Source organism: Aromatoleum diolicum (assembly GCF_012910955.1).
GTDB lineage: Bacteria > Pseudomonadota > Gammaproteobacteria > Burkholderiales > Rhodocyclaceae > Aromatoleum > Aromatoleum diolicum.
In genome coordinates, this window is record NZ_WTVQ01000058.1 from 1 (window position 1) to 24,281 (window position 24,281).

24 protein-coding genes and 1 pseudogene are annotated in these 24,281 nt (G+C 64.8%); 10 read left to right on the plus strand and 15 right to left on the minus strand.

The genetic code is table 11. The features are described from left to right. Window positions 1-418: 418 nt before the first annotated feature. The 6 genes and pseudogenes from GPA25_RS21420 to GPA25_RS21445 form a co-directional block, all read right to left on the minus strand. Window positions 419-724, minus strand: coding sequence for a transposase (locus tag GPA25_RS21420; protein WP_169262441.1), 306 nt, complete (start codon window positions 722-724; stop codon window positions 419-421). A gap of 256 nt (window positions 725-980) precedes the next feature. After that, window positions 981-1,298 (minus strand): annotated as a pseudogene (locus GPA25_RS21425) (transposase); the annotation flags it as partial. 56 nt (window positions 1,299-1,354) lie between these two features. Continuing rightward, window positions 1,355-2,200 (minus strand): DUF2182 domain-containing protein, encoded by an 846-nt coding sequence (locus tag GPA25_RS21430; protein ID WP_343035034.1) that lies wholly within the window; start codon window positions 2,198-2,200, stop codon window positions 1,355-1,357. Window positions 2,201-2,275: 75 nt separating this feature from the next. Beyond that, window positions 2,276-2,944: a DUF1326 domain-containing protein gene (locus GPA25_RS21435; protein ID WP_169262442.1), complete on the minus strand. Its 669-nt coding sequence runs from the start codon at window positions 2,942-2,944 to the stop codon at window positions 2,276-2,278. Between the two features lie 36 nt (window positions 2,945-2,980). Next, window positions 2,981-4,363: an FAD-binding oxidoreductase gene (locus GPA25_RS21440; RefSeq protein WP_169262443.1), complete on the minus strand. Its 1,383-nt coding sequence runs from the start codon at window positions 4,361-4,363 to the stop codon at window positions 2,981-2,983. A 72-nt stretch (window positions 4,364-4,435) separates the two neighbouring features. Next, window positions 4,436-7,639 carry an ATP-binding protein gene (locus tag GPA25_RS21445; RefSeq protein ID WP_169262444.1) on the minus strand — a complete coding sequence of 1,068 codons (3,204 nt, stop codon included), beginning with the start codon at window positions 7,637-7,639 and terminating at the stop codon, window positions 4,436-4,438. Window positions 7,640-8,118: 479 nt separating this feature from the next. Here GPA25_RS21445 and GPA25_RS21450 point away from each other — a divergent pair, with 479 nt between their 5' ends. The 3 genes from GPA25_RS21450 (at window position 8,119) to GPA25_RS21460 (ending at window position 9,948) form a co-directional block, all read left to right on the plus strand. Beyond that, on the plus strand, window positions 8,119-8,559 hold the full coding sequence (locus GPA25_RS21450; RefSeq protein WP_169262445.1) for a YybH family protein: 441 nt from the start codon (window positions 8,119-8,121) through the stop codon (window positions 8,557-8,559). Window positions 8,560-9,239: 680 nt separating this feature from the next. Continuing rightward, a complete protein-coding gene (locus GPA25_RS21455; protein WP_211163284.1) occupies window positions 9,240-9,446 on the plus strand; it encodes a hypothetical protein in 207 nt (68 codons plus the stop codon). 133 nt (window positions 9,447-9,579) lie between these two features. After that, window positions 9,580-9,948: a transposase gene (locus GPA25_RS21460; RefSeq protein WP_169262446.1), complete on the plus strand. Its 369-nt coding sequence runs from the start codon at window positions 9,580-9,582 to the stop codon at window positions 9,946-9,948. A gap of 78 nt (window positions 9,949-10,026) precedes the next feature. Here the strand turns inward: GPA25_RS21460 and GPA25_RS21465 are convergent, their stop codons facing one another. Then, window positions 10,027-10,743: a winged helix-turn-helix transcriptional regulator gene (locus GPA25_RS21465; protein WP_169262447.1), complete on the minus strand. Its 717-nt coding sequence runs from the start codon at window positions 10,741-10,743 to the stop codon at window positions 10,027-10,029. Between the two features lie 104 nt (window positions 10,744-10,847). On the opposite strand from GPA25_RS21465, the gene GPA25_RS21470 reads away from it, so the two are divergent. The 3 genes from GPA25_RS21470 (at window position 10,848) to GPA25_RS23890 (ending at window position 12,773) form a co-directional block, all read left to right on the plus strand. Further along, window positions 10,848-11,789 (plus strand): carbon-nitrogen hydrolase family protein, encoded by a 942-nt coding sequence (locus tag GPA25_RS21470; protein WP_169262448.1) that lies wholly within the window; start codon window positions 10,848-10,850, stop codon window positions 11,787-11,789. Between the two features lie 118 nt (window positions 11,790-11,907). Continuing rightward, window positions 11,908-12,441 (plus strand): FAD-binding oxidoreductase, encoded by a 534-nt coding sequence (locus GPA25_RS21475; RefSeq protein WP_211163285.1) that lies wholly within the window; start codon window positions 11,908-11,910, stop codon window positions 12,439-12,441. Next, on the plus strand, window positions 12,429-12,773 hold the full coding sequence (locus tag GPA25_RS23890) for an FAD-binding oxidoreductase (RefSeq protein WP_211163286.1): 345 nt from the start codon (window positions 12,429-12,431) through the stop codon (window positions 12,771-12,773). The genes GPA25_RS21475 and GPA25_RS23890 overlap by 13 nt, the downstream gene beginning before the upstream one ends. A 129-nt stretch (window positions 12,774-12,902) precedes the next feature. Here the strand turns inward: GPA25_RS23890 and GPA25_RS21480 are convergent, their stop codons facing one another. Then, complete coding sequence (locus GPA25_RS21480) at window positions 12,903-13,928, minus strand: IS110 family RNA-guided transposase (protein ID WP_169262458.1); 1,026 nt, start codon at window positions 13,926-13,928, stop codon at window positions 12,903-12,905. A gap of 187 nt (window positions 13,929-14,115) precedes the next feature. Between GPA25_RS21480 and GPA25_RS21485 the strand changes: the two genes are divergently transcribed. Continuing rightward, window positions 14,116-14,703: an FAD-binding oxidoreductase gene (locus GPA25_RS21485; protein WP_211163287.1), complete on the plus strand. Its 588-nt coding sequence runs from the start codon at window positions 14,116-14,118 to the stop codon at window positions 14,701-14,703. A gap of 204 nt (window positions 14,704-14,907) precedes the next feature. On the opposite strand, the gene GPA25_RS21490 is transcribed toward GPA25_RS21485, so the two are convergent. From GPA25_RS21490 to GPA25_RS21520, 7 genes are all read right to left on the minus strand, one after another. Next, window positions 14,908-15,546: a thioredoxin family protein gene (locus GPA25_RS21490; RefSeq protein ID WP_169262449.1), complete on the minus strand. Its 639-nt coding sequence runs from the start codon at window positions 15,544-15,546 to the stop codon at window positions 14,908-14,910. A gap of 12 nt (window positions 15,547-15,558) precedes the next feature. After that, a complete protein-coding gene (locus GPA25_RS21495) occupies window positions 15,559-16,395 on the minus strand; it encodes an ABC transporter permease (RefSeq protein WP_169262450.1) in 837 nt (278 codons plus the stop codon). A gap of 27 nt (window positions 16,396-16,422) precedes the next feature. Next, complete coding sequence (locus GPA25_RS21500) at window positions 16,423-17,220, minus strand: ATP-binding cassette domain-containing protein (RefSeq protein ID WP_169262451.1); 798 nt, start codon at window positions 17,218-17,220, stop codon at window positions 16,423-16,425. Continuing rightward, the gene (locus tag GPA25_RS21505; protein WP_169262452.1) at window positions 17,217-18,242 is read right to left on the minus strand and encodes an ABC transporter substrate-binding protein; all 1,026 of its coding nucleotides are present in this window, start codon (window positions 18,240-18,242) and stop codon (window positions 17,217-17,219) included. The genes GPA25_RS21500 and GPA25_RS21505 overlap by 4 nt, the downstream gene beginning before the upstream one ends. A gap of 349 nt (window positions 18,243-18,591) precedes the next feature. After that, entirely contained in the window at window positions 18,592-19,578 is a 987-nt protein-coding gene (locus GPA25_RS21510; RefSeq protein ID WP_169262453.1) for a Bug family tripartite tricarboxylate transporter substrate binding protein, read from the minus strand. A gap of 17 nt (window positions 19,579-19,595) precedes the next feature. After that, complete coding sequence (locus GPA25_RS21515; RefSeq protein ID WP_211163288.1) at window positions 19,596-20,018, minus strand: aconitase X swivel domain-containing protein; 423 nt, start codon at window positions 20,016-20,018, stop codon at window positions 19,596-19,598. Next, window positions 20,015-21,268 carry an aconitase X gene (locus GPA25_RS21520; RefSeq protein WP_169262454.1) on the minus strand — a complete coding sequence of 418 codons (1,254 nt, stop codon included), beginning with the start codon at window positions 21,266-21,268 and terminating at the stop codon, window positions 20,015-20,017. The genes GPA25_RS21515 and GPA25_RS21520 overlap by 4 nt, the downstream gene beginning before the upstream one ends. 425 nt (window positions 21,269-21,693) lie before the next feature. Between GPA25_RS21520 and GPA25_RS21525 the strand changes: the two genes are divergently transcribed. From GPA25_RS21525 to GPA25_RS21535, 3 genes are all read left to right on the plus strand, one after another. Further along, entirely contained in the window at window positions 21,694-22,152 is a 459-nt protein-coding gene (locus GPA25_RS21525) for a tripartite tricarboxylate transporter TctB family protein (protein WP_169262455.1), read from the plus strand. 11 nt (window positions 22,153-22,163) lie between these two features. Next, window positions 22,164-23,666 carry a tripartite tricarboxylate transporter permease gene (locus GPA25_RS21530; protein ID WP_169262456.1) on the plus strand — a complete coding sequence of 501 codons (1,503 nt, stop codon included), beginning with the start codon at window positions 22,164-22,166 and terminating at the stop codon, window positions 23,664-23,666. Between the two features lie 65 nt (window positions 23,667-23,731). Next, the coding region (locus tag GPA25_RS21535; protein ID WP_211163289.1) for a phenylacetate--CoA ligase family protein at window positions 23,732-24,281 on the plus strand (550 nt) is incomplete at its 3' end.

Below are 24,281 nucleotides of genomic sequence, written 5' to 3' on the forward strand. Positions count from 1 at the left end.
TTGGGGCGCCGGGCATGCTGCTCCGCAACATTCCGGTGATTGTAGAACGTTTTATGATAATGTCAATCGCGTCTTACGGCGCGTCAAACTAGCCCTCACAAGGCGCGAGTGCGCCGGTAAACATCGAAGTCGCTGCGCTGTGACACGCGGTATAGACCCGGTATCCTCGTTTTCATCCTGAGGCGATAGAGCCGCACTTCATGGCGTCCGTTTTATGGGGACAAGCTCAGCCGTCCGTACTTGCCGCGGTGGCGGGCGAACCGTGCTCGCAACTCCACCGCAAGGCATGTATCAGCCCGGCTGCGCTTGGAGGCTCCGCGACGCTGCCACGCATGGAAGCCGCTGCGCGAGACCTCCAGCAGCGCACAAAGACGCCCGATCGGCAAACGCCCGCGCTGATCGGCGATCCAAGCGTACTTCACCGCGACTCCTTGGCGAAGTACGCCGCCGCCCGCTTTAAAATTTCGTTGTCCACCTTCAGTCGCGCGTTCTCCGCGCGCAGCCGCGCAAGCTCCACCTGCGCCTCATCGACCCGCATCGCCGCAGCTTGATTGACCGGGTGCTCCCCGCAGCGCACCTGACGCACCCAGTTGCCCAGCGTCTTCTCCGAGATCTCCAGACTGCGCGCGACCTCGATCACGCTGCGCCCCGCCTCGATCACCTGACGCACCGCGGCGTCTCGAAACTGCTCGGTGTAGACCCGTTTCGGTATCCTCGTCTTCATTGCCCTGTCCTCCATGAAGCTTTAGAGCTCCACTTCATGGCGTCCGTTTTTCGGGGGCAAGCTCAACGTAGTGGAACTGTGTGAAGTCATGAACCGAGAGGGGAGGGCGCTTGAGCATGAGGCGGTCTGGCTCGCTCAAGAGGGGAGAGGCTGAACGGATATGGTTGTTTCCCGGACGAGGAGGGGGATCGTGTCCCGGGGCGTGGTGTACGAAGGGTTCGGCAGGTCATCGGCTCCAGTTTGGCAGGAGCGCGTGTCAGGCTGCCACGGCAGACAGACTGACGTTGGGATTGTCGCCAACTTCGGCAAGGGTTTCCAGCGTCATGTATCGGCGTTGCAGCGCCCATTCGTCGTTTTGTTCGAGCAACAACGCGCCGACCAGCCGGTAGATCGCCGCCTCGTTGGGAAAGATGCCGACGACGTCGGGCGGCGCTTGATTTCGCCGTTCACGCGCTCGAGCGGGTTGGTGGAGTGAATCTTGGTGCGATGCTCCTTGGGAAAGCTCATGTGCGCCAGGGACGTCGTCCTCGGCCTGGTCCATGAGTTTGGCGATCTTCGGGAAACGCTCGCGCAGTTAGTCGGCGACGATGCGCTACTGATCGTTGGCCGCGTGATGCTTGTATGCCCTTCTTAAAACACGGGCGCCAGCATCCCGGCACCCCAGACGAGCAGAACGACGCCGGTCGCGTAGCCGAGCCAATGCCCCGCAGGGATAGTTTTTTCGCACAGTACGAACAGCGCAAGGCCCGCAATCCAGTAGAGGTTCATCACGCCACCGAAAAACATCAGCCCCATCAGGAACCAGCAGCATCCGACGCAGAAACCGCCGTGCATAAGACCCATGCGGAGCGCGCCACGGGCACCCCGCCGCCAATGGGTACCAAGGAATGCAAGCGGCGATCGGCAGTGGCGAAGACAGGCATGCTTGATTGGGGTGAGTTGGTAAATGCCGGCGGCGAGCAGCAGGACGCCGCCGAAGGTCGCGTTGGTGGCGACGAGCGTCGGTGAAAGGATACCGGTGAGCTCGAACCCCCACTGCAGGATTACCGCGACCAGGCTGAAGCCAGCCCAGGCGGCGAGATAGCCGAACGTGAAAATGCTTGTCGCGACATAGGGTTGGCCGGTGTCGCGCTGCTTGCGATTGACCGTCGCAAACAAGAGGATCACTGGCGCCGCGCTGGGCAGCATCATCGCCACCATCATGATCCACCACATGAGGAACATCAGGGCTGCATAGCCGGGCGTCCAGACTGCAGGCGCCACCATCGCCATGCCGGCCATGCCCCCTTCGGACACGCCCCCTGCCGTCCCGAGCTGCGACATGCGGGTCATCTCGAACGCCGACATGCCCATGCTGGCACCGGCCAGCAGATACGCCCACGACAGCGCGATGACCGCAAAGAGCGCTGTAATGACAACTACACGATCGCGCCTGATCACTGCCTCAAGTGTGGCGTCGATGGATACCGTCTTCACTGTTCACCCGATCATGTTCGCCGAATTCGGGAGATGGCTTTTCTGCGCCACCTCGACACCGGTCCCTGCCGGACGTCACATGCCAAGCCATGCCGTGAGCCTTGATCTCTCGCGGACCATGCCATCCTGATTGAAGTGGTGAACGCAGAAATGGGCCCATGAATCCTCGTACGCCATCTCCATATCGCCCGTCACCGAGGTCGTCCCTTGTCCGATCTCTGCGTAGGTAAACTCGAAACTGCCACTCGGGCGTGCCAACGCGATGTGGAACGGTTGACCGGTAAACTCGTTGATGATTGGTCTGCCGCTGCTCCGCATGACGCCGGGTATGTCGACCCTTGCGGTTCTGAGTTCCAGGTTCGCCTCGAGATCGATCGGCAGGAACAGGGTTCTGCAAGATTCCGAGCATGTGCTCGCAAACACGGCAAACAAGTTGCTCAATGGTTCGCATGCGCCGCCCGAGATGATTGTTTCCAGGGCAAGCCGTTGGGCGTCATTCGCACGTTCGTCGATAATGATCTGACATTTTCCGTTTCCCTCCTTGATTTCGCCAGGCCACTTGTACAGCGCCGCCCAATTCAGCCCCGTGAGCGGCGTATCGTTGAAATGGCCTTCAGCGATGTTGCCGACGAAGGCCGACTGGCAATAGCCGTGGGTAGTCGGCAGGTTGAACTGGCAACCGCAGTTCACCGCGCAATTGCAGTTGTCATACGTTTCGCTCTTGAAAAGCCATTCATCGCGCATTTGTCGATCCTCCTCGCTGGATGAACGTCGTGATGCTCAGCGTCCCTTCGCCGGAACGATGTTCTGGTTGATGTGGAAGAGGTTATCGGGGTCATAGGTCGCCTTCACTGCCGCGAGCCGCCCGTAGTTGGCGCCATAGTTCGCGGGTGCACGGTGATCGTCGTCGCTGGACATGAAGTTGACATAGCCCCCATCACCGCCCGATTGGGGATGAATGGCGGCGTAGTAGTCCTTCACCCACTTGATGTTGGCCACGTTGTCGGCTGGGTCCGACCAGATTCCCACGATCACCGGGGCAAAGCTCTTGTCCCGGTGGCCGAACGCGGTCTCGTCGGTGCCGACCCGTTGCGCCGCGCCGTTGATCGGATGGAGATGCATGCTCGAGCTGATGTTCGGCGTCTTCTTGCCATGCTCGATGTGCGCCGCGATCGCCTCGTCGGTGAGCCCGGTGATGAAATCGGCTTTCCAGTAGTGCTGCATGCCTTTCGGGACGAGACCGTCGAAGGCGCTCTGCAGCGCCGGGAACGGCATGACGCCGACCTGCTCCGCCTTCACTTCGGCTGCGTCGCGTAGTGGCTTGAGTACTCGCTCAGCCTCCTCATGGGGACCGTTCCAGCACGTGACCAGCACACAGAAGAGATCCCCGACCCGGTTCTCGGGGATAAACGGCAGCGGAGGAGCGATCTGCCAGCCGAAAAAGCATCCGAGCTGTTCGGGCGCAGTCGCAATGAATTCGCGGTAGCACTGCAGGACCGCCGCGGCATCGTCGAACTCATAGAACAGCGGGCCGCCCACGATGTCCCCGACCTCATGGAGCTGAAACTCGAAGCTGGTGACGACACCGAAATTGCCGCCGCCGCCGCGCAGGGCCCAGAACAAATCTTCGTTCTGGTAATCGCTCGCGGTGACCTGCCGGCCGTCGGCGAGAACGACATCGGCCGCCAGCAGGTTGTCAATGGAGAGCCCGACGCCGCGGGTCAGGTAGCCGATGCCGCCGCCCAGCGTCAGGCCACCCACCCCGGTCGTCGAGATGATTCCGCCGGGCGCTGCCAGGCCGAACGGGTAGGTCGCATGGTCGACATCGCCCCACGTCGCGCCGCCCCCGACCCGGGCGACCCTCTTGACCGGGTCGACCCGCACGTAGTTCATCCTCGACAGGTCGATGACCAGGCCGTCGTCCACCGTGCCGAAGCCGGGAACGCTGTGGCCCCCACCACGAATGGCCAGGTCGAGGCCACCGTCGCGGGCAGCAGCGACCACGGCCATCACGTCGGCTGCATCCACGCACCGGATGACGGCGCGGGGTCTGCGGTCGTGCATGGCGTTGTAGACAGCGCGCGCGTCGTCGTAGTCTGAATCGGCCGGGGTGATGACGCGACCGCGTACGCTATCGGTCAATACCTTGATCGTGTCGCTCATGGCGTGCTCCTCTGCTCCGTATCAAAGGACGGGCAAAGGATGCGCCGTCGGGCGTTCCCGAAGCGTTCCCTCTCAACCGGACTCGCTCAGAAGGGCGGTCGCAGCCCGGAACGCCGGGAGATCATGGCCCGACGGGATAGTCTCGAGGAGGTCCCCAAGTTGCTCACGCAGTGTCTGATCGGGAAATCGACTGGCGAGGGAGTGGAGCGCCCGAAGCTCCAGCCAGCCCGCCCCTTGAGCGCTGGCGATCTCGACGGCACTGCGCAAAGAAGCGGCGGCGGCTTCGGTTTCCCCGCTGCGATAAGCCAGCTCACCGTCGACGCGCCACAGCTCGGCCTCGAGATAGCGCTGGCTGCAGCGGTGTGACCACGAGAGCGCCTCGCGTGTGGCGGCTCGCCCCTCGCGGAACTCGCCAACCACGGCGCGAGCCCGGGCGAGGAGAAGGAGGGTGTAGGTCAGATGAAGGGTTTCCCCTTCGGCACGCGAGCGCGCCACCGACTGCACGATCTTCTCGATGCCCCCGGCCGATCCCGCGCACACGTCCAGCCAGCCCCGAAGGGCTTCCAGGACGACCATGAGGTAGCGGTCCGAAAAACGCTTCCATAGACGGTCGGCATGCCCGAGAAGCTCGGCGAGGCGGGCGAGATCTTCCGATTCGGCCGCGATGATCGCTGCGTAGGTGACGACGTACCCCAATGTCATCAGATGATCGAGATCGACGGCGATCCCAAGAGCAGATCGGGCGGTCTCGTCGGCCCGGCCGGCATCTCCGGCCCACAGCTCGACCCAGGCCAGCCGTACGAGGCAAACCGCCTTCGGATCCTGCGCGTACAACGCCAGATGCTGGTCGTGATGGGACACGTCATAGGCGTCGATGGCGCCATCGAGATAATGGCGGGATCGGGCCAGATCGCCCCGCCAGAACGCGCTCACGCCGAGGAGATAGCGGCCCTCTGTCCTGGCGACCGGATCATGACTGTCATGCTCGAGGAGGGCCCGCGCGAGTTCATCGCAATTGTCGAAGCGGCAGCCCTGCAGCCGGGCAAGGCCGAGACCACGAAGGATCGGCGGGGCCACGGGTCTGTGAAGCTTGCGGCAAAGCGAGAGGGCTCGCTCGTAGAGTTGGTGCGCCTCCTTGGAGCCGTAACCGTCGAGGGCAACAAGCGGGGATCCGAGGGCGATCCGGATATCGAGTTCGAGTGCATCGCGGTCGGGTGACGGCGGCAGGTCGGCGAGCAATGCGAGCGCTCGCTGAAACATGGTGACCGCTTCCTCGAGGGCCGACACGGCCACCGCTCGGCCCCCAGCCACGCGGTAAGCATCGATGGCCGGTTCGACCATGCCGGCCTGGTCGTAGTGAGCAGCCAGCTGCGGGCTGGCCGCGTCGATGTCGCCGTGGAACTCGACCGCAATCACCTCGGCGACAGCCCGGTGCAGTTGGCGTCGACGAGCCGGACTGACCATCTCCAGGGCAACCGCCCGAAGCTTGTCGTGACTGAAATCGTACCTGAGCCCCTGTTCGCGAATGATCCGACGACGCCAGAGGTCGTCGACGTGATCAACGAGTTCGCGCTCATCGGTCCCAGTCGCCGAGACCATCAGACCGACCGAGAAGGGCCGACCGATAACGGCCGCCACCTCGGCCAGTCGCCGAGCGCCGTCGGTTAGTTGGCCCAGTCGGGCGCGCAGCACCGCCCGCATCGTCGGGGTGAGCACTGCCTGACTTCCATCAGCGGAGATCCCGGCTCGAAGGGCTTCGATGACAAAAAGTGGATTGCCTTCGGTCTCGCTCCAGAGTCGTGCGGCCAGCTTCGGATCAATCGTGTCCTCAGCGCGTAGCCGAGCAGCGAGCGTCGCAGTGGTGGCTTCGTCGAGTCGGTCGAGTGGCACGGTGGTCACTGCCTGGTCGTGGCTTAGGGCATCGACGAGTCCAACGAGGGGATGATGCGGTGGGATCTCCTCCCAGCGGACAGTACCGACGATGAGGACCGGCGCCGTCTGTCCGGAACGGACAACAAAACCGATCAACTCGATGGTCTCGGCGTCACACCACTGGAGATCGTCGATGATCAGCAAGCGCGGGCGATCGCCAGCGACGAAGGCCCGGCTTACGGCATCGAACAAGCGATGGCGCTGAGCCACGTCGCCCGACTGGCTCCGTTCAGAGGGCTGGGAAACGTCGCGGAGTTCGGGCAGCAGACGAACGAGCTCGGCCCTCCAGACCGTATCGAGCGTGTCGATGTGGCTTCTGATCGCATCCGATCGGAGTAGGTCGACGACGGGGCCCCATGGCAGTCTGCCCGCAGCCTCGTATGCACGAGCCGATGCCACCACGTGTCCCTCTGCTCGAACACGGCGGCCGAGTTCCAGTGCGAGACGGGACTTTCCGATCCCCGGCTCCCCGGTCACCAACAGGAGATGTGCCCCCCTCTCGCGCGCGGTGTTCCATGCCTCGATGAGCTGGTTCCATTCGAAGTCGCGGCCGACGAAAGGTGATTCGGCGACCGATGAGTCCTTGCCCTGCGCCTCGTCGCGATCGAGTGCGCCAGCCCGGAGCTGTTGATACATGGCCCCGATCGCCTCGCCCGGTGCCACCGCGAGCTCGCGCTCGAGCACCTCCGCGTACCGGTGGTAGCAGCGCAGCGCCGCGGCTCTATCGCCAAGCGCGAGATGGGCTTCCATCTGAATTCCAACGGCCGCTTCGTCGGTCGGCTCCAGGTCGATGATGCGCTGGGTATGCCTGATCGCGGCTTCGTGGTCGTCGCGCCTCGCAGCCTCTTCTGTCAGCCGCACGAGGGCCCGATGCGCCTCGGCTCGAAGTTTCGCGCGCTCATCCAGGATCCAGTCGTCGTAGCAAGCCGGAAGGAGATCGCCCGAATAGAGGCGCGCGGCGAGTTCGAAATCACCGGCCGCCATGGCATCCTGGAACCTCAGCACGTCGGCCTCGCTTGGCCCGTTCGGTATCCACCGCACGGTCTCGTTGTCGATTTCGATGAACTCACCGATGTCGGGAAGGGAATGACGGAAGTCGTGGAGCAGCTTTCTGAGGTTGGTCCGCGCCTGACGTTCGTCGGAGTCGGGCCAGAGATCGAACGCGAGTCGTGAGCGGTGCTGCGGGTCTCTCCGTAACGCGATCAACCCCAGAAACCGTTGCAGGCGAAGAGAGTTGAAGGCGCGAAGACGCCGCCCGTCCAAGATGATCTCGACTGCACCAAAAAGTCGGACCTGTAACCGCGTCGGCCGTTCGCCACCGACCCCGCTCGTGTCACTCGGCATATGGCTCCTCTCGTTGCGGTCCAGCTCTGAAAGTCCGCTGTCTCCCCCGCCTATGTCGATAACAAGCCGCTCAGCAGCTTGATGAGCGTCGACTCCGAGTTCCCGGGCCGGAACCGCGGGATTGTGTCGTGGTGTTCACATCCCACCTGCCTCACTATCATTGTAGGTCCGTCCCCGCGACCGTTGCCGGGTCGGGCCAAGGATCCAGCCTGTGGCGTTGGCGGCGGCAATCCACTGATCGACAGAGCGCCGACGTCCGGTGGCGGTAGGGTTGAAGGGGCGGTCCCGGCCAGGACCTCCAGACTCTTGTGCCCAAGGTGCATTGGACATCTGGCTGCGGCATAACTATGGTGAGATCGTTGCCGCGTCCTCCCGGCTTGCACAGCAGGGAGCTCGAATACACAGCGGCCATGACGTCTCCGACACCTTGAAGCGCGTGCGGTACGCCTTCAAATGCCGCCACAAAAAGAGGTGATCTCATGTCAACACATGAGGAAGTCCGCAAGGCATCAACTCAGTTCTACGCTGCGCTTAATCGCATGCTCAATGGTGACGCTCGGCCCCTGTCGGATATCTGGTCACACGACTCGACCGTCACCACGATGCATCCGATCGGTGGTCGGCAGGTAGGATGGAACGAAGTTCTGGAATCTTGGGAACAAGTAGCCCAAGTGGCCTCAGACGGGAAGGTCGAACTGAAGGACCAACTCATCCGCGTCGCCGGGGACGTCGCCTGCGAAGTCGGCGTTGAGCATGCAGAGTTCAAGCTGGGAGGACAGAAGATCGCCGGCCAGCTTCGCGTGACGAACATCTATCAGCGAGAAGCTGGAGCGTGGAAGATTACGCATCACCACGCGGACCTGACCCCAGCAATGGTGGAAGTTCTCAATCGCTTGCAGCCGCCGTCCGGGAGGGCCTGAAAATCGACGAATACCCTCGGCATGTTGGCGCAGGAGCCCGGATGCCTGACAACAGCAACAGCGTATGGCGCTCCGCAGCGTCGATGATGCTGGTCGTTGAGCGTCAGCTTCGAGCCAGAACGTTGGTCGGCTTCGGGTCGGGTACTGACGAAGCCGGATGGACGCATGGCCAAGCACAAAGCTGTCACTCGCTTCCGTCACGACGTGGAACGGTGAGCGTCAGTTGCGGTCGCGCGCTGTGCGTCTAGAATGATTTGGGTGCGCGATTCGAGTTCGAAAGCGCCTGCCAGGGAACCTGTTCAGCGCGTGCAGAAGGGCGCCGAAACCGTTCTACAAAATTGTGGCGCCATGAGCGCTGACGCGGCCTCCGGGGCCACGGATGAGTGGAGATTGTAGATTGAAAACACGATTAAGTGACTGATTTATAAGAAAACTGATGGGGATTGTGGCTCCAGGTGTCACCGGTTCGATCCCGGTATTTCGCCCCATAAAATCAATGACTTACGGCACCCTTCGGGGTGCCGTTTTTTCAAAAGTCCTCCGTTTTATGTAAACTTCCCAGTGTGCATATCTCATCGGCATTGCCTGACGACGGCCGTGAGGAGCACGAGGCGCGAGGATCGCCGGTGCTGCTCGAACGGCTGCGGATCTAGTGGAAGGTCGCCCGTGCCGACGGCGAGATGTTCGATGGTGGCTGGCTGTTCCCGGGTCTGAATCCGGTCGAGTCGCTGATCGCGCGTCAATTTAGCCGGGCCATCCACGGCGCTGCCGACGCGGCACAGATCGACAAGCGGGTGTCGATGAACGCGCTCAGGCACTATTCCGAGTCCCGGACGATGCCAAGACAAGTCGGGTGCGCTCTCGAAGGCAAACAAATATCGATGTGACGGTCGTTGCCTGGCATGATCCTGATCTTCGAGCCATAGAGTTCCTTGAGGAAAGCCATCAGCAGGGTAGTCCGGTCAACGTATATACGCAGATGCGGTTGCGCATACTGCCGCGCGATCGGTTTCGAGCATCGTGTGTCCCACGCACTGGCCAGCGATTTGGAACTGGAGCGGGTGTTCATCGACTCGACCACTGATCCAGACTGCCAGGCAAATTGCCGACATCGATTGCGCTCAGGAATGGGTCGCCGATTTGCGCTGCGGCGCCCTGCTTGCCGACAAGGGTTACGATGCCAATTCGCTGGTCGAAACGATCGAAGCGAGCGGCGCGCAGGCCGTCATCCCGCCGCGCTCCAACCGCATTACTCTCGCTTCTACGATTCGAGGCGGCTCGGCGCGGCTGACGCCGATGTCGGCCCAGCGACGAACGACAGTCTGGGTGCTCGCCGAACGCGAAATTCCGGTCAGTTGCCGCCGGTGGCGACCGGCGACTTTCGCGTGACCACCCAGTGCAGTCACGGCCGACCTGGCCTGCGCGTCCGCCTCGGTACAAGTGCGCTTCGGGCCTGCGGCCAACCAGCTATGGCGTCGGAGATTGGCCGCCCGGGGACATCCGTCCCGCGGCGCGGCGCGTCGAGGCGAACGCGCTCGTGCCCAGCCACCGCCATAGGTCGTCCGCGTCGCGCCTCGCCCCATCAACACGGATCTCGTGCGACTGAAGGGCCTGCTGAGGCGTGCGGTCACCCGCCCACACTTCGGTCAAAGCGCGCACGGACGCATCCACCACGAGCGTCAGCTCGCGCCCCGGGTCGTCGCGGCACAGGTCGGCCACGCCGTCCTCCACTACAAGCCACCAGGCGCCCTCGCGAACCCGTGCGTCGCGGAACTGGAAGTGGATGACCACGGGCCTGGGCGGAAACTCGTGGATGCACGCGAAGCGGCGCATATCCCACATGAGCAAACCCGCATCCAGTTCATCGTCGCGCAGGCGGCTGCCAATCCACTTCGCACCCCAATGGCCAAGCGCCATGACAATGGGTCGAAGTTCCTCGCCAGCCTCGGTGAGGCTGTATTCCCAAACCTTGCCGACGGCGTCGCGGCGCACGACACCGAATTCCTCGAGACGATGAAGCCGCTGCGTCAGCAGGCTGGTGGACATTCGCGGTACGCCGCGATGCAGGTCGTTGAAGCGCTTGCTGCCGCACAGCAACTCGCGCACAACCAGCGGCGTCCATCGCTCGCACAACACCTCGGCACCCCTTGCAACGGTGCAGAACTGACCGTAGGTGTTTTCCATCGCATCGTCCCCGGAGTGTAAACGCTTCAGATTCTGGACTGGTCCGGGCGCCGGGTCACGCGCAAGCTGTCCTTGTCGGGCAATACCTGCCCAGGAAGAACGCCATGACGATGATCGCCATCATTCAACGCCCGCCGGTCTTGCTTGACCGTGGCGCCACCATCACAAGAGCCGTGCAATGGGTCGCCGAAGCCGCGGCAGCAGGGGCGTCGCTGATCGTCTTTCCCGAGTCGTTCATTCCGGGTTACCCGTCCTGGATATGGCGACTCGCGGCCGGAAGGGATGGCGCCATCATGGGCCAATTGCACGCCCGCTTGCTCGCCAACGCGGTTGATGTCGGTGGCGGCGACCTGGCCGAACTGTGTGAGGCCGCCCGCGCCCATAACGTGACGATCGTGTGCGGCATCAATGAACGAGATCGCGAGCAAGGCGGAGGGACGCTCTACAACACCGTCGTTATCGTTGGCACCGACGGCAGGGTGCAGAACCGGCACCGCAAGTTGATGCCAACCAATCCCGAACGCATGGTTCATGGCCTGGGCGATGCGTCCGGGTTGCGCGTGGTCGACACGCCTGCCGGCCGGGTCGGCGGCCTCATCTGCTGGGAGAATTACATGCCGCTGGCGCGCTACGCGCTCTACGCCCAAGGCATGGAGATCTACGTCGCGCCCACCTACGACAGTGGGGATGCCTGGATCTGCACGATGCGCCATATCGCGCTCGAAGGTCGGTGCTGGGTGGTCGGTAGCGGCACGGCGCTGCGCGCCAGTGACATTCCGCAGGACTTCCCGGCCCGCGCCGAGCTGTTCCCCGATCCCGAGGAATGGATCAACGACGGCGACTCGGTGGTGGTCGATCCCATGGGGAAGGTCGTCGCGGGCCCATTGCGCCGAGAGGCCGGCATATTGTTTGCGGAGATCGATACGGCGCGCGTCGCACCGTCACGCCGAACGCTCGACGTCATCGGGCACTACGCGCGCCCCGACATCTTCGAGCTACAGGTGCTCCGCGCGCCGGTGACCCCCGTGCGCTACGTGGACGGGTAAGCGCCGCGCGCCCGGATGGATTGCGGGACCAGCCGACCCGTTCTGTCGCTCGCACACTTGCCAGGATGGCGGCCGGCAGTAAGGCCCAAAATTTCATCACTCTTCTCGGAGATGACTCATGACGATCGAGCTCACACGAATGGACGGCGGGACAGTGGGCCTTACGCCGGAGGACCTGCAGTCGTTCAAGGCCGCATTCAGAGGTCAGGTGCTGACTGCGGATGACGCGGAATACGAGGAGTCGCGCAAGATCTGGAACGCGATGATCGATCGTCGCCCTGGCCTGGTGGCTCGTTGCACCGGGACGGTCGATGTCGTGCAGGCTGTTCGGTTCGCGCGTCAACACGGGCTTCTCAGTTCCGTGCGCGGCGGCGGCCACAACATCGCAGGGCTTGCGGTTTGCGAGGGCGGCCTCATGATCGACATGTCGCTGCTGAGAGGCGTGTGGGTCGACCCAGTGCGCCGCACGGCTCGCGCGCAAGCCGGCTGCACACTGGCCGACGTCGACCGCGAGACCCAGCTGCACGGGCTCGCAGCCGTGCTCGGTTTTGTTTCTGCCACCGGGATTGCAGGCCTCACCGTCGGCGGCGGATTTGGCTACCTCACGCGTCGTCACGGACCTGCGACAACGTGGTCTCGATGGAAGTGGTGACCGCCGGCGGCGACGTCTTGCGTGTGTCTGCGGACGAGAACGAGGACCTGTTCTGGGCGCTGCGTGGCGGCAGCGGCAACTTCGGAATCGTCACATCCTTTGAGTACCGACTCTTTCCCGTCGGCCCCGAAATCCTGGGGGGCGCGATCGCGTGGCGTGGCGAGGATGCCAAGCAAGTTCTCGACACCTACCGTGATCTATGGACTCCCCCGATATTGCAAGACGATCTTGCGGATGTTCCGAACGAACCCAGCTGCAACAATCTATCCGGCCTACTGTGCAGCCCGTCGGCTGCGGCCCTGATGAATTTCGTGCCGCGCACGCCTCATTAGCTCAGCGGCCTGGTATCGGCCAACCACGTTATCAGGTTGGTGTGCGCGTCGGCTGGCGCCGTCATCCCATCAACACATCTCGCTCGCAATACTCTGGCAGGAACCTCCGGGTTGAAATTCGGTGATCGCTCACGCCGTCGCAGCCGCCGCAACGCGGTAGTCGGTGCCCCGGACGAGCATCGCCCAGATGATACGGGCATTCTTGGCAGCCAGTGCTACGGCCGCCACGTTGTTGCAGGAGCGCGCCTTCAGGCGCTCCACCCACTGGCTCTTGCGGTCGGCTCGCGCGGCCGTCAAACGCAGCACCGAGCGGGCGCCGTGGATCAACAGCGTGCGCAGCACCACATCGCCGCGTTTGCTGATCCCGCCGAGCACGGTCTTGCCGCCGCTGGAATGCTGCCGCGGCGTGAGCCCCAGCCACGCGGCAAACTGCCGTGCGCTGGTAAAGGTGGTCGCGGGACCGACGCTGGCCACGATGGCCGAGGCGGTCACCGGGCCGATGCCTTCGATGGCCATGAGCCGCCGCGCCGCCTCGCTCTGTTGCGCCAGTGCCGAGATCTTGCGATCGTAGGCGAGGATGCGTTCGTCAAGGGTGCGCAAGCGCTCGTGCAGTTCGCCGAACGTTTCGCGCGCGAGCACCGGCAAGCTTCGCGCCCCGGCACCGATCTCGGCGAGCAGTTTGCGCGCATGGGCAATTCCGGCGCTGGCGACGATGCCGAACTCCCCGAGCAGGCCGCGCACCTGATTGACCAGCGCGGTGCGCTCCGACACCGTGAGCGCGCGCGCCCGATGCACCGCGAGCACGGCCTGGGCTTCCTCGGACTTGACCGGCACGAAGCGCATGTTCGGCCGCCCGACCGCCTCGCAGATCGCCTCGGCGTCGGTGGCGTCGTTCTTGCCGCTCTTGCGATACGGGATCACGAACTGCGCCGCCATCAGCCGCACGTCATGACCGAGCCTGATCAGCTCGCGCGCCCAATAATGCGAACCCGCGCACGCTTCGATACCGATCAGGCAGACGGGACAGTTGGCAAAGAAACCAAGCACCTCGCCGCGTGCGAGCGTCTTGCGCAACACCGTTTTGCCCCGGGCATCCACGCCGTGAAGCTGAAAGACGGACTTGGCGATATCGAGACCGATGCGGGTAATCGTCATGGCACACCTCCTTCTTGCAGACCAGCAGCGGCTCACGCTGCGATACAGCCAGTTTCCCGGAGACGGGAGGGGGAGTCCATTTCATTAGTTCAGCGCCGGGGCGCCGCGCGAACTGACCAGCGTGGCTGTTCTGCGGATTGCGCCGCCGGCACCTTGGCTCCCGAAGGATGTGCACGGCAAGCCGATCGTGGCCATCTTCGTCTGCTATTCCGGCAAGGTCGAAGACGGTGAAGCATTGATCGCGCCGCTGCGCGGGCTTGGTCGGCCAGTGGCCGACATAATGATGCGTCGGCCCTATACGCAGATGCAAAATCTGCTTGATGCCACGCAGCCCAAAGGACGGCGCTACTACTGGAAGTCACACTACCTGCCAGGCATCGATCGTCAGACCATTGACGTCGCCGTGGAGCATGCGGGCCGAATTCGATCGCCCCATTCGGCCATCCTCCTGTTCCAGATACAGGGTGCGTTGGGCGAGCTGCCTGCCGGACATTCGCCGGCAGGCAATCGAGACGCGGCCTACGTGCTGAACATCGCTGGCTCCTGGGAGAAGCCGGGCGATGACGACATCAATATCAAGTGGGCGCGGGACTGCTTCGAAGCGACGCGCTCCTGTTCGACAGGCGGGGCATACATCAACTTCCTTACCGAGGACGAGGGACAGGACCGCATCGAGGCTGCGTACGGCCGATCCAACCTGGACAGACTCGCGGCGCTCAAGCGCAAGTACGACCCCGAAAACTTCTTCCGCCACACAAAGAGTGTCTCTGGTTGAACTGACCGACTTGATCGAACAGGCGCGGATTCACGGTGTGGGTGTCGCCGTGGTTGCGGTCGGCATGGGCGATCAGGTTCGAGATAAGCAACGGAATCTGCATCATCAATCCCTGCATGGGAAATTCCTCCAGTTGGTCCGCACGCGCGGGCGGCAAAGCCCGGCGCGCGGATTCAGGTCTTCGGGGAAGCGGGCACGGGCCGCTCAGTGATGTCGGGTGTTCGCGAGCGGCACGAACGGCGCCTGCTCGTAACCGGCATCGCGCACGTAGCGCGCGAGCCGCAGCCACTCGCCGGCCGGCCAGCGACCGCCCGGCTGGCGTGCGACCGGGATGCCGTCGAGGTCGTAGAAAACCAGTGTCGGCAGCGCAAACACGCGCTGTTCGTTGGCGAAGCCGGCCTGTGTCGTCCTGCGCCCATCGAAGTCGCGCAAGGCGACCGGCTCGTCGGCGCGCAGGCTGACCGGCACGAAATGGGCACGGAACTCGCGCCGCAACGTCTCGTCGCGGAACGTCACGGATTTCAGCCGTGCGCACTCGCCGCAGCCATCCATCTCGTACAGCACCGCGACGCCGCTGCGGCCGACACGGCGCGCGCGTTCGAGCGCCGCGGCAAGATCGGCGGTCGGTGCGAACAGCGCCGCATCGCCCGCTGCCCGGTCGCCAGCGGCGTGTGCACCGCCCCAGCCGAACAGTAGCGCCAGCGCGAACAGGGCGAGCCCGATCAGCGCCCACCACAACTGGCGGGCGACGTAGCGTTCCTTTTCGTCCTGTTCGCGCGGGTCCGGTGCGCCAGGCACGGTGGATTCCTCCAGGAAAGGGCGGTTGCGGAGAAAGGTCTTCATCGCGGTCGGCCCTCAGCGCAGCCAGAACAACGCACGCTCGCGTGCGCGGTCGAGCACGCTCATCGCGGCCCAGGTGACGACGCCGGTGTACAGGATGCCCGCCACCATGCGCGGGTAATCGCCGAAGTCCGCGTAGTATTGGACGAAGCGACCCAGTCCCGCGTTCGCGCCGAACAGCTCGGCAACGGTCAGCAGGATGAAGCCGAAGCCGAGCCCCACCGCCATGCCGGAAAAAATGTGCGGCAGGCTCGCCGGAAACACCACCTTGTGCAGGTACTCGAAGCCCGAAAAACCGAGCACGCGGGCGTTGTCGCGATGGCGACCCTCGACGGCGTGCGCGCCGGCCACGGTATTCTGGAACACCGGCCAGAACGCGCCAACGAACACGACGAAAGTCGCGGACAGGTGGAAGGTCGGCAGCACCGCGATCGCATACGGGATATACACCGTCGGCGGCACCGGCGCCGCAACCTTCGCGAACGGGAACAGCGCCCGCCCGAGCCGCGGCGAAGTGCCTGCGAGCAGGCCCAGTCCGACGCCCGCGGCGACTGCCAGCGCAAAGCCCGGCGCCAGGATCAGCAGCGACGACCAAGTGCCCGTCAGCAATTCCGGCAGCGACAGCCACAGGGCGTCGAACACCACTGTCGGCGGCGGCAGCAACGGGTTCCCCTGTCCGGCGATCAGCGTTGCAATTCCCTGCCACAGACCGAGCAGGATCAGCCACAGCAGCCACGGTTCCCAGGCGAAGGGCACGGGGCGCGATGCCGCAGCGTTCGGTTCGGCCGCGTGCCGAGCGATCGCGCCGGTGTCCCCCAGCGCCGCATCGAGGATCGAAGTCTCGGTAGTCATAAGGATTTTCTCCATTGGGGCGATGGCTCAGGCCGCGTCGAGACGCGCCAGCGTGTCGGCGTCCAGCGCCTCGGCGATTGCCTCGCGCAGTTCATGGAAGCGGTGGTCGCCGAACAGCGCGGCGCGCCGGCGCGGGCGCTCGAAGGGCACGTCGAAGCCGGCGATGATTCGGCCCGGTGATGCGCCGAGCACCGCTACACGGTCGGCCAGCAGCAGCGCCTCGTCGACGTCGTGCGTCACGAACACCACCGTCGGTCGCGGCGTGCGGCGCTGCCACACCTCGATCAGCAGATCCTGCAGACGAGCGCGATTCACCGGATCAAGCGCCCCGAACGGTTCGTCCATCAGCAGGAAGGGCGACTCCAGCGCCAGTGCGCGTGCGATTGCGGCACGCTGCTGCATGCCGCCCGAAAGCTCGAATGGGTACTTGTCGGCAATGCCCGTGAGCCCCACGCGGTTCAGATGGCCGGCCGCCTGTGTGCGGGCCGCCGGCCAGCCCAGCGTGGGCTTCGCCTTGCGCACCGCCTCGGCGACGTTGTCGACTACGCGCATCCACGGAAACAGCGCGTAATTCTGGAACACCACCGCGCGGTCGGTGCCCGGGCCCGCGACCGGCCGCCCTGCAGCGAGCACCCGCCCGCTGCCCGGCGATTCGAGCCCCGCGATCAGCCGCAGCAGCGTGCTCTTGCCCGAACCGCTCGGACCGAGCAGGGCGAGAAATTCGCCTTCGGCAACAGCGACATCGATGTCCTGCAGGATCGGCGTGCCGTCGTAACCGAAGCGTAGCCGTTCGATCCGCAATGCAGCATTCGCGGTTTGACTCACAGCTGGTTCCTCGCCTGTTCTGTCTTGATCCGCTGCTGCCAGAATGCCTCGCGCGGGCTCTCCTTCGCCAGGCTGTCGAGTGCCTTGCGGTAAGGCGTGAGTTCGAAAATCGGCGCCAGCGGCCGAGTACCGTCGACGACCTCGGAACCGACCAGCGTCGTCCAGAACTTCTGCGTACCCTGCACGTTCGGGTCCGAGGACTGGTCGAGGAAGGGCGAGTAATAGCCCTGTTCCAGCACGTCGCGGTCGAGCTTCACGTACTTCTGGATCGCGTCGATCGTCTCCTTCTTCCGCTCGGCCGCGAACTTCTCCGCCTTCAGGATCGCGCGCAGGAAGCGCACGTGCGTGTCGCCCTGCTTGAGCCGATCCGACGTCACGACGATGCGGCAGCACGGATGACCTGGTTGCAGCTCGGACGAACGCACCACGATCTTCAGCCCCTGCCGCTCGGCGCGAATGTCATGCGGTCCCCATACGACCCCGGCGTCGACCTGGCCGGATTTCACCGCCTCGATCACCGCCGGCGGGTTCTTCAATTCGAAGATCTTGAGGTCGTTCTTCCAGTCGATCTTCTCGTCGCGCAGCGCGCCGCGCAGCACCGCATCGCCGGTGGCCAGACGCACCGTCGCGACCTTCTTGCCGCGCAGGTCGGCGATGCTCTTGATCGACGCGGCCTTCTCGGCTGTCACGACCAGGGCGGCATCCAGTCCCATGATTCCGCCGATCACCTTCAGGTCCGCTCCCTTCGCGTAGTGCGCCAGTGGTGCGGTCGTGCCGAAGGCGCCGATATCGAGCTTGCCCGCGGTGACGGCGTTGAGCCCGTCGGCCGAGTTCTGGAATTCGATCAGCTCCACGTCCAGCCCTTCCTGTTTGAACAGGCCGTGCTCCTTGGCGACGAAGAACTTGGCGTGGCCGGTCACCGGCAGATAGCCGACCTTCAGGGAATCCGCGTTGGCCGGGCCAGTAGCGGCGACAAATGTCAGGGCGCTAAGAACGGTGCGCAGTAGTCGACCGTGATGCATGGAATTGCTCCTTGTTTGATGAGTTGCCGATCAGTGGCGACGTTCGGTGCAGTGCCTCGTCGCTATGCACAAAATGTACGCTGCGCCTCCGCACGGACGAACCAAGAAAAATGCCGATGCAATCCAATTGGAATGGAATGCAGGCTTATCGGAATCCTTCATAAGAGGCGTGGCGGCCGATCCAAGCCAGAGTATTTGCGTCAGTGAGGCGCCGGAGCGCCATGCGCTCGTTTGACTTGGCCCAGCAGGAAACTGCCCGCATCGAACGGGCAGCCGATACTCACTTCGGGAGCATTTCGCAATGCCCCGGCCGGCCATGAGGCGCCGCCCGCGGCCGATTTGCTCCCGTTCAGTCGACCTTCGCGCCGGAGTCCCTGACGGCTTTCGCCCATTTGGTGCTTTCGGCGGCAAGGAAGGCGTCGAGGGCGGCGGGCTGGGCGATCTGCCTGAGGGTGAGGCCGATGCTCTCGAGCTGGCGCACGTCGCCGCTCTGTTCCGCTCCCTGCAGTTCGGCGGCGAGCCGGTCGACGATCGGACGCGGGGTGCCGGCGGGGGCGAACAGACCCCACCAGGCGGTGCTTTCGACCTTCACGCCGGCCTGCGCGAAGGTCGGGACCTGCGGCAGCACGGGTGACGCTTCGGCCGAACTGATCGCGATGATCTTGAGCTTGCCGGCGCGGACGTGCGGCAGCACCGACTGGAGCGGATCGAACGCCAGTTCGATGTGACCGCCGAGCAGATCCTGTAGGGCCGCGGCGCTGCCCTTGTAGGGGACGTGGGTGAGCGGGGCGGTGCTCGCCTGCTTGAACATCTCGCCGGTCAGGTGGCCCGGTGTGCCGTTGCCGGCAGTGCCGAAGCGCAGCGATTGGCGGCCGGCGAGTGCGAGCAGTTCAGCCACGGTGTTGGCGGGGACGGACGGATGCGCGACGAGCGCGACCGGCGCGGCGGCCAGGATGGCGACCGGCGCGAGATCCTTGCGCGGGTCGTAGCTGAGTCGGGCGTAGAGCGCAGGATTGATTGCGGCCGTCCCGACCGTGCCGAGGAGCAGCGTGTAGCCGTCCGGATTCGCTTTTGCGACGTTGTCGGCACCGACGTTGCCGCCCGCGCCGCCGCGGTTCTCGATCACGACCGGCTTGCCGAGGCTGCGCGTCAGCGCCTCGGCGAAGGGGCGCGCGACGATGTCCGTCGGGCCGCCCGGCGGGAAGGGCACGACGAGTTTGATCGTCTGCGTCGGGTAGGGCGCGTCGGCGGCGGGCACGCTCGCGGGGACGGCGGCCGTGAGGAGTGCCGCAGCGACCGGCAGGAGGTGGCGGAGGAAGTGAAGCGAGGGGCGCATTGTGGGCTCCATGGAATTCAGCGATAGATGTGGATCAGGCGTTCGGCAGGGTCGATGCGTACGAGGTCGTCGTTGCGCACGACGGCGAGGGCATCCGGTTCCCAGCCTTCGGTGAGCGTGATGCCAGCAAAGGCGGCGCCTTGCACCATCACTGGATTGGTGACGCCGAACACCAGCGCGCGCGGCGCGAGCTTCTTGGCCGCGATGTCGGGGAAGGCCCAGCCGGCGGCGATGCCGCCCTTGGCGGTAGGGAAGAAGCAGATGCGGTCGACGATGCTGCGGCCTTCGAGCTTGTGGCCCGGTTTCGTGATCAGGCCGGTCCAGCGGTCGAGGTCGTAGCGCGGCGAGAAACCTTCGGTGGAGACGAGCGCCAGGCCCTCGACCGGCTCTCCGACCGCGCGTGCGACACGCAGGCTGGCGATGTGCTGCCGCTCGCTCACGATTGCGCTCCCGTCACACGTCCGGTGAGCGCCGCGGCGACGCAGTCGTCGGTGCGCCGCAGGATGGTGTTGAAGCGATGCGCACCGATGATGTTCACGAGCTTGGCCGAGTTCGAAATCAGGTTGTGCCAGCCGTTGCGCCGGCGCATCTCGGAGAGGTTCTGCAGGATGTAGAAGCACACGCCTTCGAGGATCGTGACGCCGGCCTCGCGCAGCGTTGCGAGGTAGCCGAGCGCTTCGGCGTCGCGCGCCGGGCCGCGGCCGGTGGTGACGAACACCTGGCAGCCGGGATGTACGCGCTGACCCGCGAAGCGCTCCGCGAGCGCCTTCAGTTCGAAGAGCGAGAGCTGCGGGCCGGAGAACACCACCAGCGTCGCGCCGGGGTCGGAGACGTCGTAGCCGGCGTACACGCGGTCGAGTTCCGCCTGGCCGATGCGCAGGGCCGGCTCGGGTGGGGCGCCGCCAAACGCCGTCGCAAGGTCCGGCGCTTCGGGCGTGACACCGACGATGTGGTACATGCCCATCGATCCGTAGCTCGCGAGCGCGCACCCGAGATGCTTCAGTTCGTCCGCCGTCGGCGTGCGCCGCAGGCCTTCGAAGACCGGTACCGCGTAGTAGTCCTGGCGGAATTCGCCCGCCAGTTTGCCCAGCGTGCCCCAGTCGGCGAGGTCGTCGAGTTCGGTGTCGACCACGACGCGGAAGGTGCCGCGGCGATGGCGGTCGAGGTGGAAGCCGTAGCGCGGCGTGCGGCCGGTGATGCCGGCGGCAAGCGCTGCGGGGCCGCTCTCGAAGTTCGTGCGCGCGCCGAACACCGAATTGGCGTAGATGACGGTGCCGGTGTCTCCCCATGCGACGTGTTCGCCGAGGTGGGGTTGATACACCGTCTGGTAATTGATGCAGGTGTCGGTGGTGACGACATTCATCGCCTGCAGGTGCGCGATCAGGCGCTTTTCCTTGGCGATTTCTTCTTCGTCCTGCCCGAGTCGGGTGGCATGGGCAAAGTCGGCACATCGCGCGTTGGTGGTCACCGGCACGCGGCAGCGCGCGCCCTTGCTGCGGAAGCCGCCAAGGTGCGCGAGGCCGCTGTCGCCCATGACCTCGATGTCGCCCATCATGTGGGCGTTGGTGATCGGGACGAAGTCTTCCGCGCCGAAGAATTCGCCGACGCGGATCTGGTAGGCGAGGGCTTCGGCGACGGCTTCCCCATGTTCGCCCGCGAGCATCGCCTGTTCGAGTGCACTGAGCCGCATCAGAACGCCGCTCCGGCGACCGCGATGAGCGGATCGGCGGGATCGGGTGCGGCTCTGCGCAGCGTGTCGGGGTTTTCTGCAGCGGTCATCGGGTTGGCTCCTGAGTATGGGTAATCGATCGTCGAAGGTCGCTCGACGCGGCAATGCCAAAACTCTATTCATCCGTTATCGCCAACAGAAACAAGAAAACCCGATTTGTTCTGCAGAAATTATTGATTGTGGTTTGCGCGATATTGCGTATATCGCATGCGTATCAAATTGGGCGGATCTCGCGGGGGAATGAGGTAGCGGCTGCTTTCCTTATCTGAAGCCGGTCTCAGTTTTCGTTCCGTCATGATTTGCAATGCAGAAATCGAGATTTGTGGCGTCGATTGCGGGTGTTAACTTGGCTTCATCGTCATTGCCAGGATTCACCCGGGATTGTCATGAAAATCAGGATTCTCAACCGTCGGGATTCATTCACAGGTCTCTTCTTCATTCTCCTCGGATTGGCGGGAAGCCATACCGCCTCGGGCTATCCGCTGGGGTCGGCGATGCGCATGGGGGCCGGCTATTTCCCCCTGTTGCTGGGTGCGGTGCTCGCGGTGCTCGGTGCGATCGTCCTGATTCGCAGCGTGCGCGTGACGGATGACGAGCCGGCCCAGGACGACGGCTTCGCGTTGCGGCCGGCGGTGCTGGTCGGGGCGGGCGTCATCGTGTTCGCACTCGTCGTGCAGCAACTGGGGCTCGTGCTCGCGACGGTGGCCCTGACGCTGGTGAGCGGCCACGCGCATCGCGAAGTACGCTTCGGCGAACTGCTGGGACTGAGCGCCGTGCTGTCGGTCTTCGGCGTGGCGGTGTTCGCCTACGGCCTAGGCGTGCCCCTGCCGGTCGGTCCTGCCTGAGCGAGGGCGCGATGGAGCTGCTGTCTCATCTTGCGATCGGCGTCGACGCGGCGTTCACCTGGACGAACCTGCTGTACTGCTTCGCCGGGGTCACGCTCGGCACGCTGATCGGCGTGCTGCCGGGGCTCGGGCCGGTCGCGACGATCGCGATGCTGTTGCCCGTGACCTACGGCCTGCCACCGACCGCGGCGCTGATCATGCTGTCAGGCATCTACTACGGCGCGCAGTACGGCGGCTCGACCGCGGCGATTCTGGTGAACATGCCCGGCGAGTCGTCGTCGGTGGTCACCTGCCTCGACGGCCATGCGATGGCGAAACAGGGCCGCGCGGGCTCCGCGCTCGGCATCGCGGCGATCGGGTCCTTCTTCGCCGGCACCGTCGCGACGCTGGTCGTCGCCGTGGCCGCGACGCCGCTCGCCGCTTTCGCGCTGAAGTTCGGGCCGGCGGAATACTTCGCGCTGATGGTGCTCGGTCTGGTCGCTGCGGTCGTGCTGGCGCAGGGCGACATCCTCAAGGCGGTGGCGATGACGCTCGCGGGGCTGCTGCTGGGTCTCGTCGGCGTCGACGTGAATTCGGGCGAGGAGCGCTTCACTTTCGGCCTGCCACAGCTCGCCGACGGCATCAGCTTCGTCGTCATCTCGATGGGCATCTTCGGCATCGGCGAGATCATCGCGAACCTCGAACGCGACGAACGGCGCGACGTGGCGGCGGTGCGGGTAGGGCGCATCCTGCCTTCGCGCGAGGATTACCGCCGCTCATGGAAGCCGGTGCTGCGCGGCTCCGCGCTCGGTTCGCTGCTCGGCGTGCTGCCGGGCGGCGGCGCGATGCTGGGCTCGTTCGCGTCCTACATGGTCGAGAAGCGACTGGCGAAGGATCCGTCGCGCTTCGGCAAGGGCGCCATCGAAGGCGTCGCCGGACCGGAGTCGGCGAACAACGCCGGCGCGCAGACCTCCTTCATCCCTTTGCTGGTGATGGGCCTGCCCGCGAATGCGGTGATGGCGCTGATGATCGGCGCGATGATGATCCACGGCATCGTGCCCGGCCCGCAGGTGATGAGCGAACGGCCCGAGCTCTTCTGGGGCGTCATCGTCAGCATGTGGGTCGGCAACGCGATGCTGCTGCTGTTGAACCTGCCGCTCATCGGGGTGTGGGTGAAGCTGCTCGCGGTGCCGTACCGGGTGCTCTATCCGGCCATCCTGCTGTTCTGCTGCATTGGCGTGTACAGCGTGAACAACCAGATGTTCGACGTGCTGCTGACGGTGGCCTTCGGTCTGCTCGGCTACCTCTTCATCAAGCTGCGCTGCGAGCCCGCGCCGCTGCTGCTCGGCTTCGTGCTCGGGCCGATGCTGGAGGAGAACCTGCGCCGCGCGATGCTGCTGTCGCGCGGCGATCCGACGGTGTTCCTGACGCGTCCGCTGAGTCTCGCACTGCTGCTCCTGGCCCTCGCTCTCATCGTCGTCATGGCCCTGCCGCGCCTGCGCGCGACCCGCGAGGTCGCGTTCGCCGAAGGCTGACGCCCGGCCGTCCCTTGCGTAACACCGATTTCCCCTTTCTGTTTCCATTCCGGAGCCGATCCGTCATGACCATCCAGCCGCCGCGCGCCAATCCCGCGCTCCATGATTTCGACGTGCCCACGCGCGACCCCGGCGAATACCTCGCCGTCCTCAACACCCGCCGCTTCGAGAAGCTCAAGCGCCAGATCCGCTACGTGTGGGGCAACGAGGATTACTACCGCCAGCGCTTCCTCGAGGCCGGCATCGATTCGCCCGAGGCGATCCGCACGCTCGACGACTTCCGCCGCCTGCCGGCCTTCCTCGACAAGACCCGCCATCGCGACTCGCAGGACGCATCGCTCGAACGCTACGGCCACCCGCTGGGCCTGCACCTGACGACTGCGCCGGAGAACGAGATCCATCTCGCCGCGACCTCGGGCACCACGGGTACGCCCACCTTCTACGTGTTCTCGCGCAAGGATCTCGACATCACCTACAAGGTGCTCGGCCGCATGTTCCGCGCCGCTGGCATTCGTCCGGGCGACACCACCTTCCATGCCTTCGGCCTGTCGCTGTGGCTCGCCGGCATCACCTACGTGCAGGCGCTCGAGGCCTACGGGGCGCGGCCGGTGGCGG

Excerpts from the sequence above, each read along its gene's own strand:
- GPA25_RS21435 (WP_169262442.1), bottom strand. The coding sequence starts at position 2,944 with ATGCGCGATGAATGGCTTTTCAAGAGCGAAACGTATGACAACTGCAAT.
- GPA25_RS21480 (WP_169262458.1), bottom strand. The coding sequence starts at position 13,928 with ATGACGATTACCCGCATCGGTCTCGATATCGCCAAGTCCGTCTTTCAG.
- GPA25_RS21510 (WP_169262453.1), bottom strand. The coding sequence starts at position 19,578 with ATGCGCCCCTCGCTTCACTTCCTCCGCCACCTCCTGCCGGTCGCTGCG.
- GPA25_RS21465 (WP_169262447.1), bottom strand. The coding sequence starts at position 10,743 with ATGGAAAACACCTACGGTCAGTTCTGCACCGTTGCAAGGGGTGCCGAG.
- GPA25_RS21470 (WP_169262448.1), top strand. The coding sequence starts at position 10,848 with ATGACGATGATCGCCATCATTCAACGCCCGCCGGTCTTGCTTGACCGT.
- GPA25_RS21450 (WP_169262445.1), top strand. The coding sequence starts at position 8,119 with ATGTCAACACATGAGGAAGTCCGCAAGGCATCAACTCAGTTCTACGCT.
- GPA25_RS21440 (WP_169262443.1), bottom strand. The coding sequence starts at position 4,363 with ATGAGCGACACGATCAAGGTATTGACCGATAGCGTACGCGGTCGCGTC.
- GPA25_RS21520 (WP_169262454.1), bottom strand. The coding sequence starts at position 21,268 with ATGCGGCTCAGTGCACTCGAACAGGCGATGCTCGCGGGCGAACATGGG.
- GPA25_RS21495 (WP_169262450.1), bottom strand. The coding sequence starts at position 16,395 with ATGACTACCGAGACTTCGATCCTCGATGCGGCGCTGGGGGACACCGGC.
- GPA25_RS21475 (WP_211163285.1), top strand. The coding sequence starts at position 11,908 with ATGACGATCGAGCTCACACGAATGGACGGCGGGACAGTGGGCCTTACG.
- GPA25_RS21455 (WP_211163284.1), top strand. The coding sequence starts at position 9,240 with ATGTTCGATGGTGGCTGGCTGTTCCCGGGTCTGAATCCGGTCGAGTCG.
- GPA25_RS23890 (WP_211163286.1), top strand. The coding sequence starts at position 12,429 with ATGGAAGTGGTGACCGCCGGCGGCGACGTCTTGCGTGTGTCTGCGGAC.
- GPA25_RS21445 (WP_169262444.1), bottom strand. The coding sequence starts at position 7,639 with ATGCCGAGTGACACGAGCGGGGTCGGTGGCGAACGGCCGACGCGGTTA.
- GPA25_RS21525 (WP_169262455.1), top strand. The coding sequence starts at position 21,694 with ATGAAAATCAGGATTCTCAACCGTCGGGATTCATTCACAGGTCTCTTC.
- GPA25_RS21420 (WP_169262441.1), bottom strand. The coding sequence starts at position 724 with ATGAAGACGAGGATACCGAAACGGGTCTACACCGAGCAGTTTCGAGAC.
- GPA25_RS21530 (WP_169262456.1), top strand. The coding sequence starts at position 22,164 with ATGGAGCTGCTGTCTCATCTTGCGATCGGCGTCGACGCGGCGTTCACC.
- GPA25_RS21505 (WP_169262452.1), bottom strand. The coding sequence starts at position 18,242 with ATGCATCACGGTCGACTACTGCGCACCGTTCTTAGCGCCCTGACATTT.
- GPA25_RS21490 (WP_169262449.1), bottom strand. The coding sequence starts at position 15,546 with ATGAAGACCTTTCTCCGCAACCGCCCTTTCCTGGAGGAATCCACCGTG.